At 66.0% G+C, this 16,355-nt stretch carries 15 protein-coding genes; 3 read left to right on the plus strand and 12 right to left on the minus strand.

Annotated features, from left to right (window positions below):
• Positions 1-2: 2 nt before the first annotated feature.
• From CBW66_RS19395 to CBW66_RS19405, 3 genes are read left to right on the plus strand one after another with little or no spacing between them, the layout of a single operon-like run.
• Positions 3-338, plus strand: a complete 336-nt coding sequence (locus tag CBW66_RS19395; protein WP_086138934.1) for a DUF3649 domain-containing protein — start codon at positions 3-5, stop codon at positions 336-338.
• Positions 335-1,966: a PepSY domain-containing protein gene (locus tag CBW66_RS19400; RefSeq protein WP_086138935.1), complete on the plus strand. Its 1,632-nt coding sequence runs from the start codon at positions 335-337 to the stop codon at positions 1,964-1,966. The genes CBW66_RS19395 and CBW66_RS19400 overlap by 4 nt, the downstream gene beginning before the upstream one ends.
• Positions 1,966-2,334 (plus strand): DUF3325 domain-containing protein, encoded by a 369-nt coding sequence (locus tag CBW66_RS19405; protein WP_086138936.1) that lies wholly within the window; start codon positions 1,966-1,968, stop codon positions 2,332-2,334. Before CBW66_RS19400 ends, CBW66_RS19405 begins: the two co-directional genes overlap by 1 nt.
• Here the strand turns inward: CBW66_RS19405 and CBW66_RS19410 are convergent.
• The 12 genes from CBW66_RS19410 to CBW66_RS19465 form a co-directional block, all read right to left on the minus strand.
• Positions 2,321-4,129 (minus strand): bifunctional diguanylate cyclase/phosphodiesterase, encoded by a 1,809-nt coding sequence (locus CBW66_RS19410; protein WP_086138937.1) that lies wholly within the window; start codon positions 4,127-4,129, stop codon positions 2,321-2,323. The two genes, CBW66_RS19405 and CBW66_RS19410, sit on opposite strands and share 14 nt — an antisense overlap.
• A 168-nt stretch (positions 4,130-4,297) precedes the next feature.
• Positions 4,298-5,926 carry a methyl-accepting chemotaxis protein gene (locus tag CBW66_RS19415; RefSeq protein WP_086138938.1) on the minus strand — a complete coding sequence of 543 codons (1,629 nt, stop codon included), beginning with the start codon at positions 5,924-5,926 and terminating at the stop codon, positions 4,298-4,300.
• Between the two features lie 227 nt (positions 5,927-6,153).
• A complete protein-coding gene (gene xylB, locus CBW66_RS19420; RefSeq protein ID WP_086138939.1) occupies positions 6,154-7,626 on the minus strand; it encodes a xylulokinase in 1,473 nt (490 codons plus the stop codon).
• Positions 7,627-7,643: 17 nt separating this feature from the next.
• Positions 7,644-8,534: an AraC family transcriptional regulator gene (locus CBW66_RS19425; RefSeq protein ID WP_086138940.1), complete on the minus strand. Its 891-nt coding sequence runs from the start codon at positions 8,532-8,534 to the stop codon at positions 7,644-7,646.
• A gap of 54 nt (positions 8,535-8,588) precedes the next feature.
• Positions 8,589-9,716 (minus strand): ABC transporter ATP-binding protein, encoded by a 1,128-nt coding sequence (locus CBW66_RS19430; protein ID WP_086138941.1) that lies wholly within the window; start codon positions 9,714-9,716, stop codon positions 8,589-8,591.
• Between the two features lie 2 nt (positions 9,717-9,718).
• Positions 9,719-10,759, minus strand: a complete 1,041-nt coding sequence (locus tag CBW66_RS19435; RefSeq protein ID WP_086138942.1) for an NAD(P)-dependent alcohol dehydrogenase — start codon at positions 10,757-10,759, stop codon at positions 9,719-9,721.
• 10 nt (positions 10,760-10,769) lie between these two features.
• Entirely contained in the window at positions 10,770-11,597 is an 828-nt protein-coding gene (locus CBW66_RS19440; RefSeq protein WP_086138943.1) for a carbohydrate ABC transporter permease, read from the minus strand.
• Complete coding sequence (locus tag CBW66_RS19445; RefSeq protein ID WP_086138944.1) at positions 11,585-12,475, minus strand: carbohydrate ABC transporter permease; 891 nt, start codon at positions 12,473-12,475, stop codon at positions 11,585-11,587. Before CBW66_RS19445 ends, CBW66_RS19440 begins: the two co-directional genes overlap by 13 nt.
• 91 nt (positions 12,476-12,566) lie before the next feature.
• Positions 12,567-13,847, minus strand: coding sequence for a sugar ABC transporter substrate-binding protein (locus CBW66_RS19450; RefSeq protein ID WP_086138945.1), 1,281 nt, complete (start codon positions 13,845-13,847; stop codon positions 12,567-12,569).
• A 137-nt stretch (positions 13,848-13,984) separates the two neighbouring features.
• Entirely contained in the window at positions 13,985-14,515 is a 531-nt protein-coding gene (locus tag CBW66_RS19455) for a GNAT family N-acetyltransferase (protein ID WP_230492052.1), read from the minus strand.
• Between the two features lie 8 nt (positions 14,516-14,523).
• Positions 14,524-15,042: a GNAT family N-acetyltransferase gene (locus tag CBW66_RS19460; RefSeq protein WP_086138946.1), complete on the minus strand. Its 519-nt coding sequence runs from the start codon at positions 15,040-15,042 to the stop codon at positions 14,524-14,526.
• Between the two features lie 36 nt (positions 15,043-15,078).
• Positions 15,079-16,353 (minus strand): amidohydrolase family protein, encoded by a 1,275-nt coding sequence (locus CBW66_RS19465; protein WP_086138947.1) that lies wholly within the window; start codon positions 16,351-16,353, stop codon positions 15,079-15,081.
• Positions 16,354-16,355: the final 2 nt, after the last annotated feature.

A 16,355-nucleotide genomic window follows, 5' to 3' on the forward strand; every position in this document is an offset into this window, starting at 1 on the left:
CCATGCAAGCGCCAGCCATCATTAAAATGCCGCGCCTGCGGCTCTCCGCCGCGGTCATGTACCGCCTCGGCGTGGCGTCGCGCAGCGTGGCCGCCATCGTCGGCGGCTACGTGCTGGCCGCCCTGGTCACCATGCTGCTGTCGGTGACGCTGCCCATGGCCCGTTCCGAAGCCGTCATGACGGCCACCCTGCTGTCGTTTGCCGTCTACACCTGCGCCGTGCTGTGGGTCTTCGCCACGCGCAGCGCCCTGCGCGCGTGGCTGGGTCTCCTGATTCCGGCCGCCGTCATCGCCGCCATCCTGCAGTCGATGGGCGCACTCTCCTGGAGTCTCGCATGAAAGAAGGTTTCCGCCAGTCGATGGCATGGCTGCACACCTGGTCCGGCCTGCTCGTCTGCTGGATTTTATTGCTGGTGTTTTGCGCCGGCACGGCCAGCTACTACCGCAATGAAATCACCTTATGGATGCAGCCCGAGCTGCACGGCGCCGCCGCCAGCCAGGTGAGCACCGAGGAAGCGGCCACCGTCGCGCAACAGGCGATGCAGGAGCGCGCCACGGGCGCCACGCGCTGGTTCATCAGCCTGCCCGGCGAGCGCAGCCCCACCACGCAGCTGGGCTGGAGCAAGCCGTCGCAACCGGGCGAAAAGAAACGCGGACGGCGCGGCAATTTTCATAGCGAAAAAGCCGATCCGGCCACGGGCCAGGTGCTGTCCAAGCCGCGCGAGACGCGGGGCGGCGAATTCCTCTACCGCCTGCACTTCGACCTGCACTACATGCCGGCCATCTGGGCCCGCTGGATCGTGGGTTTCTGCGCCATGTTCATGTTCGTCTCCATCATCAGCGGCATCGTCACGCACAAGCGCATCTTCAAGGACTTGTTTACCTTCCGGCCGAAAAAGGGCCAGCGCTCGTGGCTGGACGCGCACAATGTGACGGCCGTGCTGGCCCTGCCCTACCACATCATGATCACCTACACGGGCCTGGTCACCCTGATGTTCCTGTACATGCCTTCCGGCGTCACGGCCGCCTACAAGGGCGACCAGGATGCCTTCTTCGCCGAAGCCTTTCCCGGCCGCTCGGGCGACAGCAAGCCGGCCGGCGTGGCCGCGCCGCTGACGCCGATCGCGCCCCTCGTGCGCCAGGCGGAACAGCAGTGGGGCGGCAAGGTCGAGCGCATCTCGGTCAACCATCCGGGCGACGCCAACGCCACCATCACGCTGACGCGCGCGGGCGGACGCGATATGTCATCGAAGCAGCCGTCGATGGAATTCGACGGCGTGTCCGGCAAACTGCTGTCGACCGACGGCGAGGCGCAGCCCGGTGCAGCCGCCACGCACGGCGTGATGGTCGGCCTGCACGTCGCGCATTTCGGCGGCCCGCTGCTGCGCGCACTGTTCTTCCTCTCCGGCCTGGCCGGCTGCGCCATGGTCGCCACAGGCGCCCTGCTGTGGGCCGTCAAGACGCGCCAGAAGCAGGCCAAGGCGCTGGCCGCCGGCAAGCGCGCCAGCTTCGGCCTGCGCCTGGTGGAAGCGCTCAACATCGGCGCCATCGCCGGCATCCCGATCGCCTTCGGCGCCTACTTCTGGGCCAACCGCCTGCTGCCGGCGGCGATGGAGGAGCGCCCGAAAGAGGAAATCGCCTGCTTCTTCGGCGCCTGGGCCCTGGCCGCCATCATCGCCCAGCTGCGCCCGTCGCGCGCCATGTGGCGCATGCAGCTGGCCGCTGGCGCCTTCCTGCTGGCATCCTTGCCCGTGCTAAACGTCTTCACCACCCATTCGCACCTGGGCGTGACCCTGTTCCTGGGGCGCGGCCCCGTGGCGGTGGCCGCCTTCGACCTGGTCGTGCTGGTGCTGGGCCTGGGCCTCGCGTATGCGGCGTTCAAATTGAAACCGCTGCCCGTGAAGGCGGCCAAGGCACACAAGGCAACGGATGCGGTAAAACCGGCGCAGACGATGGAGGCCGCGTGATGGAGCTGCTGTCGAACTTCCTTGTCTTCGCCTTGTGCTACGCGGGCCTGTCTTCGCTGTGCCTGGCGATGGACCGCCATTACGCCGATTTGCACGGGCGCGGCGCCGAACCGCCCGCCCCGCTGCGCCGCCGCCTGCAGTGGGCCGGATGGCTGGCGTTGGCAGCGGCCCTGGCCTGGGCCATGCACATCGCCGGCGGCGGCTATGGTCTCGTCTACTGGGTCGGCAGCCTGACGGGCTGCGGCTTGCTGCTGATCTGGCTGCTGCCGTATGCGCCGCACCATGCCATGCGCCTGGCGCGCGTCATCGGCGGCGCGGCCGTGCTGTCAGCAGTGCTGCTGGCCGCGCTGTCCGTCACGCCTGGCTAGGCGCCTTGAGCAGCACCTCGATCCCCTCGGGCGCCATGGCGCGGCCCAGAAAATAGCCGAACGCCTCGTCGCAGCCCATCTCGGCCAGCAGTTCCAGCTGCTCGCCGCTTTCCACGCCGCCAGCGATGCTGCGCAACCCCAGCGTGCGCGCCATCGCCACGATGGCGCGCACCATGGCGCCGTCGCCGCCCGGCTTGCCCAGGTCGTCGACGAAGCACTTTTCGATCTTCACGGCGTCTGTGGGAAAGCGTTTCAGGTAAGTGAGCGAAGCGTCGCCCGTGCCGAAATCGCTGATGGCAATCGCCATGCCCAGCTGGCGGAACTGGCGCAGTATCAGCTCGCAGTTCTGGTTGCTGTCGATCAGGATGCCGGCGGCGATTTCCAGCTCGATGCAATGGCCCGGCACGCCGGCCGCCTCCAGCGCGGCGGCGAAATGGCGCGCGATATCGCGCTGGTAGAACTGGCGCGCCGACAGGCTGACGGACACCGTCAGCATCTGCCCCTGCGCGATCCAGCCGCGCGCCTGTTCCACCGCCGTGGCCATCACCCACGCCCCCACTGGCAGGATCAAGGCACTTTCCTCCAGCACCGGCAAAAAGTCGAGCGGCATCATCAAGCCCAGTTCCGGATGTTTCCAGCGCAGCAGCGCCTTCACGCCCGTGATCCTGCGCGTCTTCAAGTCCATGCGCGGCTGGTAGAACAGGACGAATTCATCGCGTTCGAGCGCATGGCGCAGGGCCGTCTCGAGGATGGTGCGCGAATACGTTTGCGTCTGCATGCGCGCGGCGTAGCGCAGACAGGTACCGGGCGCGTGGCGCTTGGCCGCATACATGGCCAGGTCGGCCTTTTCGATGAGCGCATTGACATCATCGTCGTCGTCCGGGTACAGGGCCACGCCCACGCTGGCCGCCACCGACAGGCTGTACTCGCCGATGACGAAGGGCGCGGCGATGGCGGCGACGATTTTTTCAGCCACCCGTTCGGCATCGTGCGCCGTGCGCAGTTCCGTCAGCAGGATGATGAATTCGTCGCCGCCCTGGCGCGCCACCGTATCGACCTTGCGCACGCACTGCTGCACCCGGCGCGCGAACTCCGTCAGCACCTGGTCGCCCACGTCGTGCCCCAGGCTGTCGTTGATGGATTTGAAACGGTCGATGTCGACGAACAGCACGGCCAGCAAACCCTGGTGCCGGCGCGCGTAGGCGATGCCGTGCTCGAAGCGGATCTGGAAATGCAAACGGTTCGGCAGCCCCGTCAAGCCGTCGTGGTGGGCGATGAATTCCAGCTGCTGCTCGGCGCGTCGGCGGGCCGACACGTCGTGCAGCAGCAGCACCGCGCCGCCCTGCGCCAGCGGCGCGCAGCTGTACTGCACGTCGATGCGCTTGCCGTCAAGATGGCGCAGCAGCACGGCGCCGCGCGCCACCTCCAGCACCTCCTGGCGCGCCACGCAATCGCGTACCTGGCGCGCCGCATCGATGGGCGTGCCGTCATGGAACAGCGGCAGCAGCGCGGTCACGGGCTGGCCCAGGCCATCGTCGCCCAGCAAGCCCCCCATCGCGCTGGCACGGGGATTCAGGTACTGCACCACGCCGTCGTGATCGGTGCCGACGATGGCCGCCGGTAATGCATGGAGCAGCGCCAGCGCATCCGCCATGCGCTGCGCCTGCGCCGCCTGCAGCACCGCGCCGGTCGCATGGCGCATGCGCCACATGCGCGCCGCCTGCCACTGGCTGGCCAGCAGCACGCTCAGCGTCACGGCCAGGCACAGGCACAGCGCCAGCAGCAGCGCCGTCATGCGTCACCCGGCAGGCGGAAAGTACGGGACATGGTTTTCCTTTGCAACGCGCGCCATGCGGCCGGGCGCAGATACATGCTGAAAGGAAATAATATAAGAATTTCGGCGCGATATTTGCCTGATCGGGCGCCGCTTGACTGGCATCAAGCGGCGCAGGGCATGCCTGCTTCAGGCCAGCGACAGCGTGCGGGCCAGGGCGGCGCCCGCCGGTGCGGCCACGCCGGGCGTGCCGTGCAGCTTGAAGATGCTGACGGCGTCGGCCAGGCTGGCCGCCTGCTGCTGCAGCGCGTCCGCAGCGGCGGCGGCCTGCTCCACCAGGGCCGCGTTCTGCTGCGTCACGCCATCCATCTGGCTGATGGCGATGCTGATCTGCTCGATGCCGTCGCGCTGTTCCACACTGGCCACGGCGATCTCGCCGATGATGGCGTTCACGCGCTGCACGCTGCTCACCACCTCATCCATCGTGTGCCCCGCCTGGCCGGCCAGCACGCTGCCCTCTTCCACCGTGCGCACGGATTCGCCGATCAGCTGCTTGATTTCCATGGCCGCCGCGGCCGAGCGGTGCGCCAGGCTGCGCACTTCGCTGGCCACGACGGCAAAGCCGCGTCCCTGCTCGCCCGCGCGCGCCGCTTCCACGGCCGCATTCAGGGCCAGGATATTCGTCTGGAAAGCGATGCCGTCGATGACGCCGATGATGTCGACGATGCGCTTCGAGGAGGCATTGATATGGTTCATGGTCTGCACCACCTGCGCCACGGCTGCGCCGCCCCGCTGCGCCACGTCGGACGCGCCGCCGGCCAGCTGGCGCGCCTGGTCGGCGTTGTCGTTATTCTGCCGCACGGTGGTGGTCAGCTCGATCATCGAGGCGGCCGTCTCTTCCAGCGAACTGGCCTGCTCCTCCGTGCGCGAGGACAGGTCCATATTGCCGCTGGCGATTTCGCCGGACGCCATGGCGATGGCGTCCGTGCCGGCGCGCACCCTGCCGACGATGGCGGCCAGGTTGCCGCTCATCGCTTTTAAAGCACGCAGCAGGTCGCCGATTTCATCGCGGCTGCCGTCGGCCACCACGGCGCGCAGGTCGCCGGCCGCCACTTGCTGGGCGATGCCGACGGCCGCGCCCAGCGGCACCGTGATGCTGCGGATCAGCCACCACACGGTGATGCTGCCGACCACCAGGGTCACCAGCACCGTGGCCAGCATGACGATGCTGGCGCTGCGGTGCGCGGCGTCATCCTGCTCCTTCATCTGCGCCATCAGGCTGTGCGACTGCTTGCCGATGGCCGCGACGATGGCGTCGATCTGGCGCGTCGGTTCGCGGTCCATGCCCTTGACCAGCGCATCGACCGTCTGGGCGCTGTCGGCGCGCGCGCCATCATACTTTTGCAGCGCCGCCAGGTAGCTCACGCCCAGCGCATCGTGCGCCTGCAGCGCACGCTCCACGGGCGCCGTATCGAGTTTCAACGCCCCCATCATGGCCTGCAGGCTTTTCAATTCCTTGCGCGTCTGCGCGCCGCTGGCGACGAACGCTTCGCGGTAGCGCTGGAAGGCGGCCGCGTCGCCGCCGCGCAGCAGGATGTTTTTCCATTCCTGCACCTGGATCTTGAATTCCACCTGCGCGCTGCGCGCCGCGTCGACGGCTTGCGTCAGGGCCACGGAGCGCTGCATGGCTTCGTTGCCGCGCGCACTGGCCGCGTCGAGCGCGCTCCAGCCGCGCGCGCCGACGAACACCAGCGCAAGAAAGAAGAAGGCGCCCAACAGACCCAGGCGTACGGAGATTTTCAGATTCGCGAGTTGCATGTGTTTCTCCCGGCGGCAAGAACAGGATGGCAACAAAGACGCCGCCAAATCTATCCAATTCTCACCGAATACACAAATCATGCGGCGGGGCCCGTGAAAAACCAAGCAGCGCTTTCGCTAGAGAAACACTTTCAACATAGAAACAACAAATTACACGGGAAGATTGACTGTCTGGCCATATTCCCGCACCCGCAGCATGGTCCGGCAGGCAATCTTGCCGGCCCCCGTCAGCGCGCCGCCGCCGCGCCCGCGAACTCTTCGCGCAGCAGCGGGTACAAACGCCGGTAACGTGCCAGGCGTTCGTCCAGCACGCCGGACGCCTGCGGCGCCACCGTTTCCTGCACGGCCGGGCGCGTGCACACCTGCGCGGGCGGCAAGCCCGTCACCGCCATCTGCGCCAGGCGCGCCGCGCCCAGGGTGCCGCCGGCCACGCCGTGGTCGTGGCGCAGCACGTGCAAGCCCGAGGCATTCGCGCACAGCTGGGCCCAGAAGCGGCTGCGCGAACCGCCGCCCACGAACGACGCTTCTTCCAGCTGCGTGCCGGCGCTGCGCAAGGCCGCATTGCCGTCGGCCATGGCAAAGGCCACGCCTTCCATCACGCTGTAGGCCAGTTCCGCGCGCCCGTGCTCCGTCGACAAACCAAAAAACACGCCGCGCGCCGTGGCGTCGTTGTGCGGCGTGCGCTCGCCGCTCAAATACGGCAGGAAGACGGGTGCCGTGCGCGCCTCGACGTTTTCCGCCAGCGTCGCCAATTCGCCGATGTCGTTCGACTGCGTCAGCCGCGCCACCCAGCTGAGGCTGGACGCCGCGCTGAGGATCACGCTCATCTGGTGCCAGCGCTCGGGCAGGCAATGGCAGAACGCATGCACGCCCTGGCCCGGATTGGGCGCGAAGCCGTCGCTGCCCGCGAACAGCACGCCCGAGGTCCCCAGCGACAGCAGGCCGGCGCCCGGCTCCACCACGCCCAGGCCGACGGCGGCGGCCGCGTTGTCGCCCGCGCCGCCGGCCAGCACCACCGCATGCGCGATGCCCCATTCCTGGCACAGCGAGGGGCGCACCTGCGCGGCGGCATGGCTGCCTTCCACCAGGCGCGGCATGTGCTCGCGCGTGAGGCCAGTGGCCGCCAGCATGCGCTCGGACCAGTCGCGCCTGGCCACGTCCAGCCACAGGGTGCCGGAAGCGTCGGACATGTCGGACACATATTCTCCCGTCAGGCGCAGGGCCACGTAATCCTTGGGCAGCAGGACCTTGGCCGTGGCGCGGAACAGCGACGGCTCGTACTTTTGCAGCCACAGCAGCTTGGGCGCCGTGAAACCGGGCATGGCCTGGTTGCCCGTGATGGCGCGCGACTCGGGCACCAGCGCCTCGAGTTCCACGCATTCGGCAAAGGCGCGCGTGTCGTTCCACAGCATGGCCGCGCGCAGCACGTGCTGCTGCTTGTCGAGCAGGGTGGCGCCATGCATCTGGCCCGACAGGGCGATGCCGCGCAAGCCGGAAAACGCCACCGGCTGCGCGGCGCGGATGGCGGCGATGACGTCCAGGGTGGCATGCCACCAGTCTTCGGGATTCTGCTCCGACCAGCCGGGATGGGGGCTGGAGACGCGCAGGGTCACGCCGCTGCTGGCAAGGATGGTCTGCGCGTCATCGGTGAGGATGGCCTTGACTTCGGAAGTGCCGATATCGATACCGAGATAAGTCATTTGATTCCAAAAGAGAGTTAAGGATGGCCGTCGCCGGACGGCTCGGGCATGTTCATCAGCAGGCAGGAGCGGAATTTCGACGGCGACATCTGCTTGTGCGCCAAAAACTGGCGGTTGAAATTGGAAAGGTTGTTGAATCCCGTGCGGTAGCAGATATCGGTGACCTTCATGTCCGTGTTCATCAGCAGCTCGCAGGCCAGCGCGATGCGCTCCTGGTTCACGTATTGAATGAACGAAGTGCCCGTATGCTTGCGGAAGAAACGCGTGAATTTCAAGGTATTCATCTCCGCCACGTCGGCCACGTCCTGCTCGCAAAAATCGAGCGTGATGTTCTGCTTGATGTAGGCCAGCACCAGGTTGATGGTCGACGACATGTAGCGGCCCGCCTGCGCCAGGTAGCTGACGCTGGCCAGGGGCCGCCGCTCTCGGCAGCCGCACAGTTCGCCGAACAGGCGCGTAAACAGTTCGACGCGGCGCAAGCCCTGCGCCGTCGTCAATTCCTTCATCAGCGGCACCAGGCGCAGGCCCAGCGCATCGGGAAATTGCAAGCCCCTGGCGGCCTCGCCCAGCAGAGCTTTCAGGGGCGCCATTTCCGGAAACAGCAGCGCGCAGCGTTCGATGAAGTCGCCGGAAAACTGCAGCACCAGGTCGCGCTCGGGCAGCACCACGCCTTCCGGCAGTTCGCTGACCCAGTTGTGCGGCAGGTTCGGCCCCGTCAAGATCAGATTGCCCGCCCCGTAACTGCCGATATGGTCGCCGATAAAAAATTTGCCGTTCGACGTGATGATGAAGTGCAGTTCGTACTCGGGGTGAAAATGCCATTTCGCCACGGTGTGCGGAAAGCCGTGCGCCCACGCGCGAAACGATTCGTGGATCGGTTTGTGGATCAGTTCCAGGTCAGGCGTCACGGCAGTTCCCTTGCGCGTTCTCGTTGCCAGCTATTCTAACCACTTAGTCACCACTTAGTGACCACTGACCGCCACGGCCAGCCCGCTGTCGGCGTCGAACAGGTGCATGTGTTCTTCGTCGAAGGCCAGCGCCAGGGTCTGCCCCACCTGCGCCACGCTGTGGGCCGCATGCGCCGGCAGCAGGGCGGACAGGCTCAAGGCGCCGCACTGGAAGCTGATCAGCGCTTCGGCCCCCAGCAGCTCGACCAGGTCGATCACGCACGCCAGGCCATGCGTGCCGGCCGGCTGCTGCGTTTGTGCCTGCACTTGCGCCGCGCGCAAGTGGTTCGGACGCAGGCCGAAGACCACGCGCGCGCCTGCCGGCAAAGCCGCGAAGCAGGGCGACGTCAATGACCAGCGGTAGCCGGCGCACGCGAGCAGCGTGTGTCCACCCTCTTTTTCGATGACGCCATCAATGAAGTTCATGGCCGGCGTGCCGATGAAGCCAGCCGCGAACAGGGTGCGCGGATGGTTGTACAGTTCCGCCGGCGTGCCGATCTGTTCGATATGCCCGCCCTTCATCAGCACCACGCGGTCGGCCAGGGTCATCGCTTCCAGCTGGTCGTGCGTGACATACAGGGTGGTGGTGCGCAGGCGCCGGTGCAAGCGCTTGATGTCGGCGCGCAGCTGCGCACGCAGCTTGGCATCCAAATTCGACAGCGGTTCGTCGAACAGGAACACCTGCGGCGTCTTGATCATGGCGCGCGCGATGGCCGTGCGCTGCTGCTGGCCGCCCGACATGGCGCGCGGCTTGCGCTCGAGCAGGCTGTCCAGACTGAGGATGGCCGCCACCTCGCGCACGCGGCGCTCGATCTCGTCGTGCGGCACCTTCAGGCGGCGCAGGCCAAAGGCGATATTGTCGTACACCGTCATGTGCGGATACAGCGCGTAGTTCTGGAACACCATCGCCACGTTGCGCGCGCGTGGCGGCAAGTCGTTGACGATGGCGCCGCCGATGTGCAGCTCGCCGCCGCTGATGTCTTCCAGGCCCGCGATCATGCGCAGCAGGGTCGACTTGCCGCAGCCCGAAGGCCCCAGCAGGACGATGAATTCGCCGTCGGCGATCTCCAAGTCGAACGGCTGCAGCACGGCCGTCTTCTGGTCATAGGTCTTGTGCAGCTGCCTGCAGGCGATGTTTGCCATGATCAGTCTCCTGCCAGTTCAATTTGGATCTTGACGTCGCGCGGGTGGCCTTTGGCCGCTTCCTCGAACGCCTGCACGCCGTCGGCAAAGCCGAAGGTGCGCGAAATGAACGGTTTCACGTCGATCTTGCCCGAGGCGAGCAAGGCAATGGCGCGCGGGAAGATGTTCGCGTAGCGAAACACGGACTCGATGCGCGCTTCCTTGGCCTGGATGGCGACGATATCGAAAGGGACATTTTCGGACGGCATGCCGACCAGCACCAGGCAGCCGTTCGGGCACAGCAAGTCGACGATGTGGTCGTAGGCGCGCATGCTGCCGCTGGCCTCGAAAACGATGTCGGCGCCCCAGCCATCCGTCAGCGCGCGCACCGCGTCGGCCAGGCTGGCCTGGCGCACGTCGACCGTGGTCACGGCGGCGTTATCGGCGAAGAGGGCCAGCTTTTCCGGCACCAGGTCGGCCAGGATCACGCGCGAGCAGCCGCCCGCCAGCGCCGCCAGCGCAGTCATCGCGCCGATGGTGCCGGCGCCGATCACCACGGCCACGTCGCCCGGCTTGATGGCCGCCTTCTTGGCCGCCTGCAGGCCGATGGCCAGCGGCTCGACGATGGCGCCTTCGCCGAAGCTGACGTTGTCGGGCAGCTTGAAGGTAAACGCGGCAGGATGCACCACGTACGGCGTGAGGCAGCCGTGGATGGGCGGCGTGGCCCAGAAGCGCACGGCCGGGTCGAGGTTGTACAGGCCGCGCATGGTGGCCGGCGAATCGAACTGCGGCACGCCCGGCTCCATGCAGACGCGGTCGCCCACTTTCAAATGTGTCACCTCGTCGCCTGCTTCCGCCACCACGCCGGACGCTTCGTGACCGAGCACCATCGGCGCTTCGACGGCGAAGGGGCCGATCTTGCCATGTTTAAAATAGTGCACGTCGCTGCCGCAGATGCCGACAGTATGAATCTTGATCTTCACGTCGCGCGGGCCGACGACGAGCGGTACGTCGATGTCGCGCAAGGTGATTTTTTCCGCCTGTTCCAAAACGAGTGCTTGCATGATGAATTCCTTATTTATGTTTGAGCATGGAGTTGAGCAGCCGTCCCAGGATGCCGACGAACAGCAGCGGCGGCAGCGCCAGCAGCACGGTGGAAGCGTTCACCACGCCCCACGGCACTTCCTGGCCCATCGAGGTAAACGCCGACGCCACCACGGGCAGAGTCATGCTTTTCGACGAGGTGAGCGCCAGCGCGATCATCAGTTCATTCCAGACCAGCACGAAGCTGAAGACGATGCCGCCCATCAGGGTCTTCGACGCTACCGGCAGGGCCACGTGCCAGAACACCTGGTAAGGGCCGTAGCCGTCGAGCGCGGCCGCTTCCTCGATCTCCTTCGGGATACGGGCAAACGCGGGAATCGATAGCCAGATGATGGTCGACAGGGTCACCAGCAGATACGTCACCACCATCGACAATCGCGAGTCGTACAGGCCCAGGTCGATCCAGATCGAGATCAGCGGAATGGCGACGGCCACCGGCGGCAAAAAGCGCAGGGACAGCAGGAAGAACTGGATATCCTTCTTGGCCGGGACCGGATAGCGGGCGATCGCATACGCGGCCGGCACACCGAGCACGGCGCCCAGCAACACGGCCACGCCGACGATGGCCACGCTGTTGCCCAGCCCCGTCAGCACTTCCGGGCTGGCCAGCACCTGCCGGTAGTTGGCCAGGGTCGGGCTGAAGAAAAAGCGCGGCACGGGCGTGACGATATCCATCAGCTCCTTGAAGGAATTGAGCACGGCCCACAGGATGGGGAACAGCGCCACCAGGATAATCACGGTGGTGATGGCGGTGGTGGTGACGGCACCGAAGCCGCGAGAGAGCGTCAGTTTTCCCATTTGGCGACCCGCTTCCAGAGGAGAGTGAAAATTACGGTGGTGGCCAGCATCATCAGCACGGCCATGCTGGACGCGTACGACACCTTGCCCATCAGGCCGATGCCTTGCGCGTACGCGTACATGTCCAGCGTTTCGGTGGAGATGCCGGGACCGCCCTTGGTCATCACGTAGATCAGGTCGAACGAGCGCAGCGACTCGACCATCTTGATGAACACCAGGCTCATGATGGGGACCTTGAGCATCGGCAGCGCGATATACGCATACACCTGGAGCGTGCCGGCGTAATCGAGGCGCGCCGCTTCCAGCGGTTCGGCCGGCAGCGTTTCGAGCAGCTTCAGGATGACGGCGCCGAAGAACAGACCCCACTGCCAGATGTCGACCAGCGCCACCGCATACAGTGCCGTGGCGGGATCGGCCAGCAAGGCGCTGCCGCCCAGGCCCACGCAGTCGAGCAGCCAGTTCAAAATGCCCATCAGCGGCGAATACATGAACTTCCAGATGAAGGCCGCCGAGACGCGCGGCAGCAGCACGGGCACGATCAGCAGCAGCGCGAGAAGATCACGCGTGCGTCCCTTGACTTTCTCGAACAGGAACACGGCCAGCAGCACGCCGACGAGCAGCGAGCCGGCCACGGTGACGACTTCCCAGACGGCCGACACCTGCACGGCATTGAGGAAGCGGCGGTCGCCGAACAGGCGGATGAAATTGGCAAAGCCGACATAGTCGCTGTCGCTGTAGCGCAGCACGCGGTTTTGCAGCGCCAGGTTGATGGCGGCGATGCTGGGCACCAGGCCCAGGATCAGCAGGACCAGCAGCGGCAGCGTCAAAAAGACGGCCGGCAGCCAGGTATGGCGTTGTTTACGGATGGAATGCGACATGGGAGAGACTCTCGCAACGGACTGTCAAGTACAGGGAAGCTGGCCGCCGCCTTGATGGGCGGCGGCGACACGGCAGGCGGCTTACTGCGGCTTACTTTCGTTTGCTCGCCCGCTGCATCACTTCCGTCGCATACTCATTGGCCTCATCGAGCGCGCTCTGCACGTCGCCGCGCGTGCCCGTAAACACTTCCTCCAAAACTACGCCGAGGTTGTCGCCGATGTCCGGCCACTCGGGGCTGGGCCAGATGGTGACGCGCGAGACGGGCGTGGTGTCCGTCAGGCCCGCCTGGATCTGCGGCTTGACGTGCTTGCGGAAGTACTCGCTGGCGATGGTGCTGCTGCGGTTGTAGTCGCTGAAGACGTTGTCCTTCAGGCGCGCCTGTTCCTGCTCCTTGCCCGTGGCCCAGGCGATGAACTTGCCGGCCGCCTGGCGCGTGCATTCATCCTTCGCCCCCGTGGCGGAGATGGCCAGGCCGTGGCCATACGCGGCCGACGCGAGCGGCGCGGGCGGGCGCACATAGCCCACCTTGTCGACCACCGAAGACTTTTTCGGGTCTTCCATCCAGTCGGCGAACGGCGTCGATTCGATCATGAACGCCACCTTGCCCGACCTGAATGCTTCGAGCGCGTTGCTCCAGTCATAGGTGGCGCCACCGGGCGGCGAATACTTGAACAGCTCGCGGTACAGGGTAGTGGCTTTCACTGCCTGGGGCGAATTGAAGGTGGGCACGCCATTGTTTTCCCACTTGCCGCCGGCGGCCAGCATGAACGGCGCCCAGCGCCACACATTCATGCCCGAGCCCCGCTGGCCGCGCGCCGCCCAGCCGTACACGTTCGGCGGGGAATTGAGTTTTTTCACGGCGGCGACCAGTTCGTCGAGCGTCTTCGGCACGGCGATGCCGGCCTTTTCCAGCAGGTCGCGGCGGTAGAACAGGAAGTCGCTGCCGCCGATCAGGGGCGCGAAATACGCCACGCCCTTGTATGAGGCGACGGCGCGGCGGCCCGGCAGGAAGTCGTCGTAGTCGGCATCCTTGGGCAGGTATTTGAGCAGGGGGAGGACCCAGCCGGCCGTGGCAAATTCAGCCACGTTGGCTTCGTCGATGTAATAGATCTGGTAGGAGCCGGCCTTGGTGGAAGCGTCGAGCCTGGCCTTGGAGCGGCGGTCGTTTTCGCCGAAATAGCTGATCTGCACCTTGGTGCCGTTTTTCTTTTCATACTCGGCCAGGGTCTTTTCCATCACGGTCAGGCCCAGGCTTTTTTGCGCCAGCACCTTGAGGACGGGCACCGAGCAGCTTTGCGCCGATGCCGCCGGCATCGACGCGCAGGCGGCGGACATGACGCCGCCCCATGCAATAGCAGTAACGATTTTCATCACGAGTCTCCAGTTTTTATAGTCCGGCGGTCTTCCACCGGTATGCCAACTATAAAAACAAAGACTGCGCGCCACCACTACAAAAGACGCCGCTTTCTAAATACTTTTTTTCACTTTTCCGATACGGATTTGCCGCGTCAATCCAGGCGAAAATCGAGGCGGTAGACATTCGTATCCTTGCCATCCGGCTGGCGGCGCGTAAAGCGCTCGAAGCGCAGCCCCAGCTTGTTGAGCAGATTGATCGATGCCTGGTTCTGCAGCGAAGTGATGCCGTACAGGGTGGGCAGGCGCAGCACGTGCTGTGCATGCCGCACGATGGCGGCCGCCGCCTCCCAGGCATAGCCCTGGCCCCAGTAGGCGGGACGCACGGCATAGCCGATATCGGGACCGGGCAGGCTGTCGCGGCGCACCAGGCCGGCCATGCCGACAGGCGCGCCGTCGCTGCGGCGCTCGACGATGTACAGCGAATAACCGTGTTCGCGGAACTGCGCCATCGGTCCCGACTCCAGCGCGGCGCGGGCCGCGTCCAGCGTGTGGATGTTGCGCTGGCCGATGTTGGCGATCCACGACGGGTCGTTGACCAGTTCCATGTAGAAGGCCGCATCGTCCGGGGTGGCGGTGCGCAGGCGCAAGCGGGGCGTCTCGATGACGGTCACCGCTTCAGTCATGGCGGCGCTCATGCTGGCCACTGCATCGGGTCGGTCAGCAGCTGGTACATCACGTAGGCGTCGACATAGCCGAGCTGCGCGTGGCGGTAGGCCAGCGGCAAGGTGGCGACCACCGTAAAGCCCAGTTTTTTCCACAGCGTGACGGCGGCCAGGTTGGTGCTGACGACGAAGTTGAACTGCATCGCCAGGTAGCCCGCGCGGCGCGCCTCTTCCATGCAGTGCACGCCCAGCAGGCGGCCCACGCCCACGCCTTGCGCGGCGGGATCGACCATGAACGAGGCATTGGCCACGTGCGAGCCATGGCCCGGCTGGTTCGCCACCAGCCTGTACATGCCCAGCAGCCGCTCGCTGCCCATCACGGCGACGAAGCTTTGCACGCCGGGACCGAACCAGTAGGCGTGGCACTCTTCGCGCGTGGTCTCGGCGGGGAAGGGATAGGTGTCGCCGCCGGCGACCAAGGTCTGGAAGATCGGCCACATGGCGTCGAAATCGGCTTCGTTGGCCGGGCGGATATCAATTTCTTTCAAGTCGGTGCTCCCGATAACAAGTGATGGCTGATTGTATCAGCGCCCCAGGCGGAAGTTCACACTCTCGGGCCGTCCCGGCAGGTGCAGGCGCGATTGCGCGCGCGGCGCCTCGCTGACGACTTTCCCGCGCCGCAGCACCAGGCGCCGCGCCGCGCGCAGGCGCAGCGCTTCCACCGTGGAGCCGCAATCGAGGATCAGCAAGTCCGCATGGCAGCCGGGCGCGATGCCGTAGCCGTCCAGGCCCAGGATGCGCGCCGGCGTTTGCGTCACGGCCAGGAAGCACTCGTGCATCGCTTGCTGGCCCGTCATCTGCGCCACGTGCAAGCCCATGTGCGCCACCTCCAGCATGTCGCCGGAACCGAGGCTGTACCACGGGTCCATCACGCAGTCGTGGCCAAAGGCGACAGGGATGCCGGCGGCCAGCATCTCGGGCACGCGCGTCATGCCGCGCCGCTTCGGATACGTATCGTGGCGCGCCTGCAGGGTGATGTTGATGAGGGGGTTCGCAATGGCCGCCACGCCCGCCTCGCGGATCAGCGGCAGCAGTTTGCTCACATAATAATTGTCCATCGAATGCATGGAGGTCAGGTGCGACCCCGTCACCCTGCCCTGCATGCCAAGGCGCTGGCTGTGGAAGGCCAGGGTTTCGATATGGCGCGACAAGGGGTCGTCCGATTCGTCGCAATGCATGTCGACCATCAGCCCACGCTCGCAGGCGAATTCGCACAGCAGGCGCACGGATTCGGCGCCATCGGCCATGGTGCGCTCGAAATGCGGGATGCCGCCCACCACGTCGACGCCCATGGCAATCGCGCGCTTCAAATTGTCGAAGGCGCCGGGACTGCGCAGGATGCCGTCCTGCGGAAAGGCCACCAGTTGCAGGTCGAGATACGGCGCCACTTGCCGCTTGACGTCGAGCAGCGCTTCGACGGCCAGCAGGCGCGGGTCGCAGATATCCACGTGCGAGCGGATGGCCAGCAAGCCGCGCGCCACGGCCCAGTCGCAATACTGCAGCGCGCGTTCGACCAGCGCGTCCTGCGTCAGCTGCGGTTTCAGCTCCCCCCACAGGGCGATGCCTTCAAGCAAGGTGCCGGAGGCGTTGACGCGCGGCAGGCCGTAACTGAGCGTGGCGTCCATATGGAAGTGGGCGTCGACGAAGGGCGGCGTGACGAGGTCGCCGGCGGCGTCGATCTCTTGCGCGCCCGTCACGGGCAAGGCGGGGCCGACGGCGGCAATGCGGCCGCCCTCGATGGCGATATCGATGGCGCGGCGCCCGTCGGGCAGGCTGGCATTGCGGATGACTAGGTCCATGC

This window comes from Janthinobacterium sp. GW456P, assembly GCF_002127655.1.
In the GTDB taxonomy this organism is placed as follows: Bacteria; Pseudomonadota; Gammaproteobacteria; order Burkholderiales; family Burkholderiaceae_D; genus Janthinobacterium.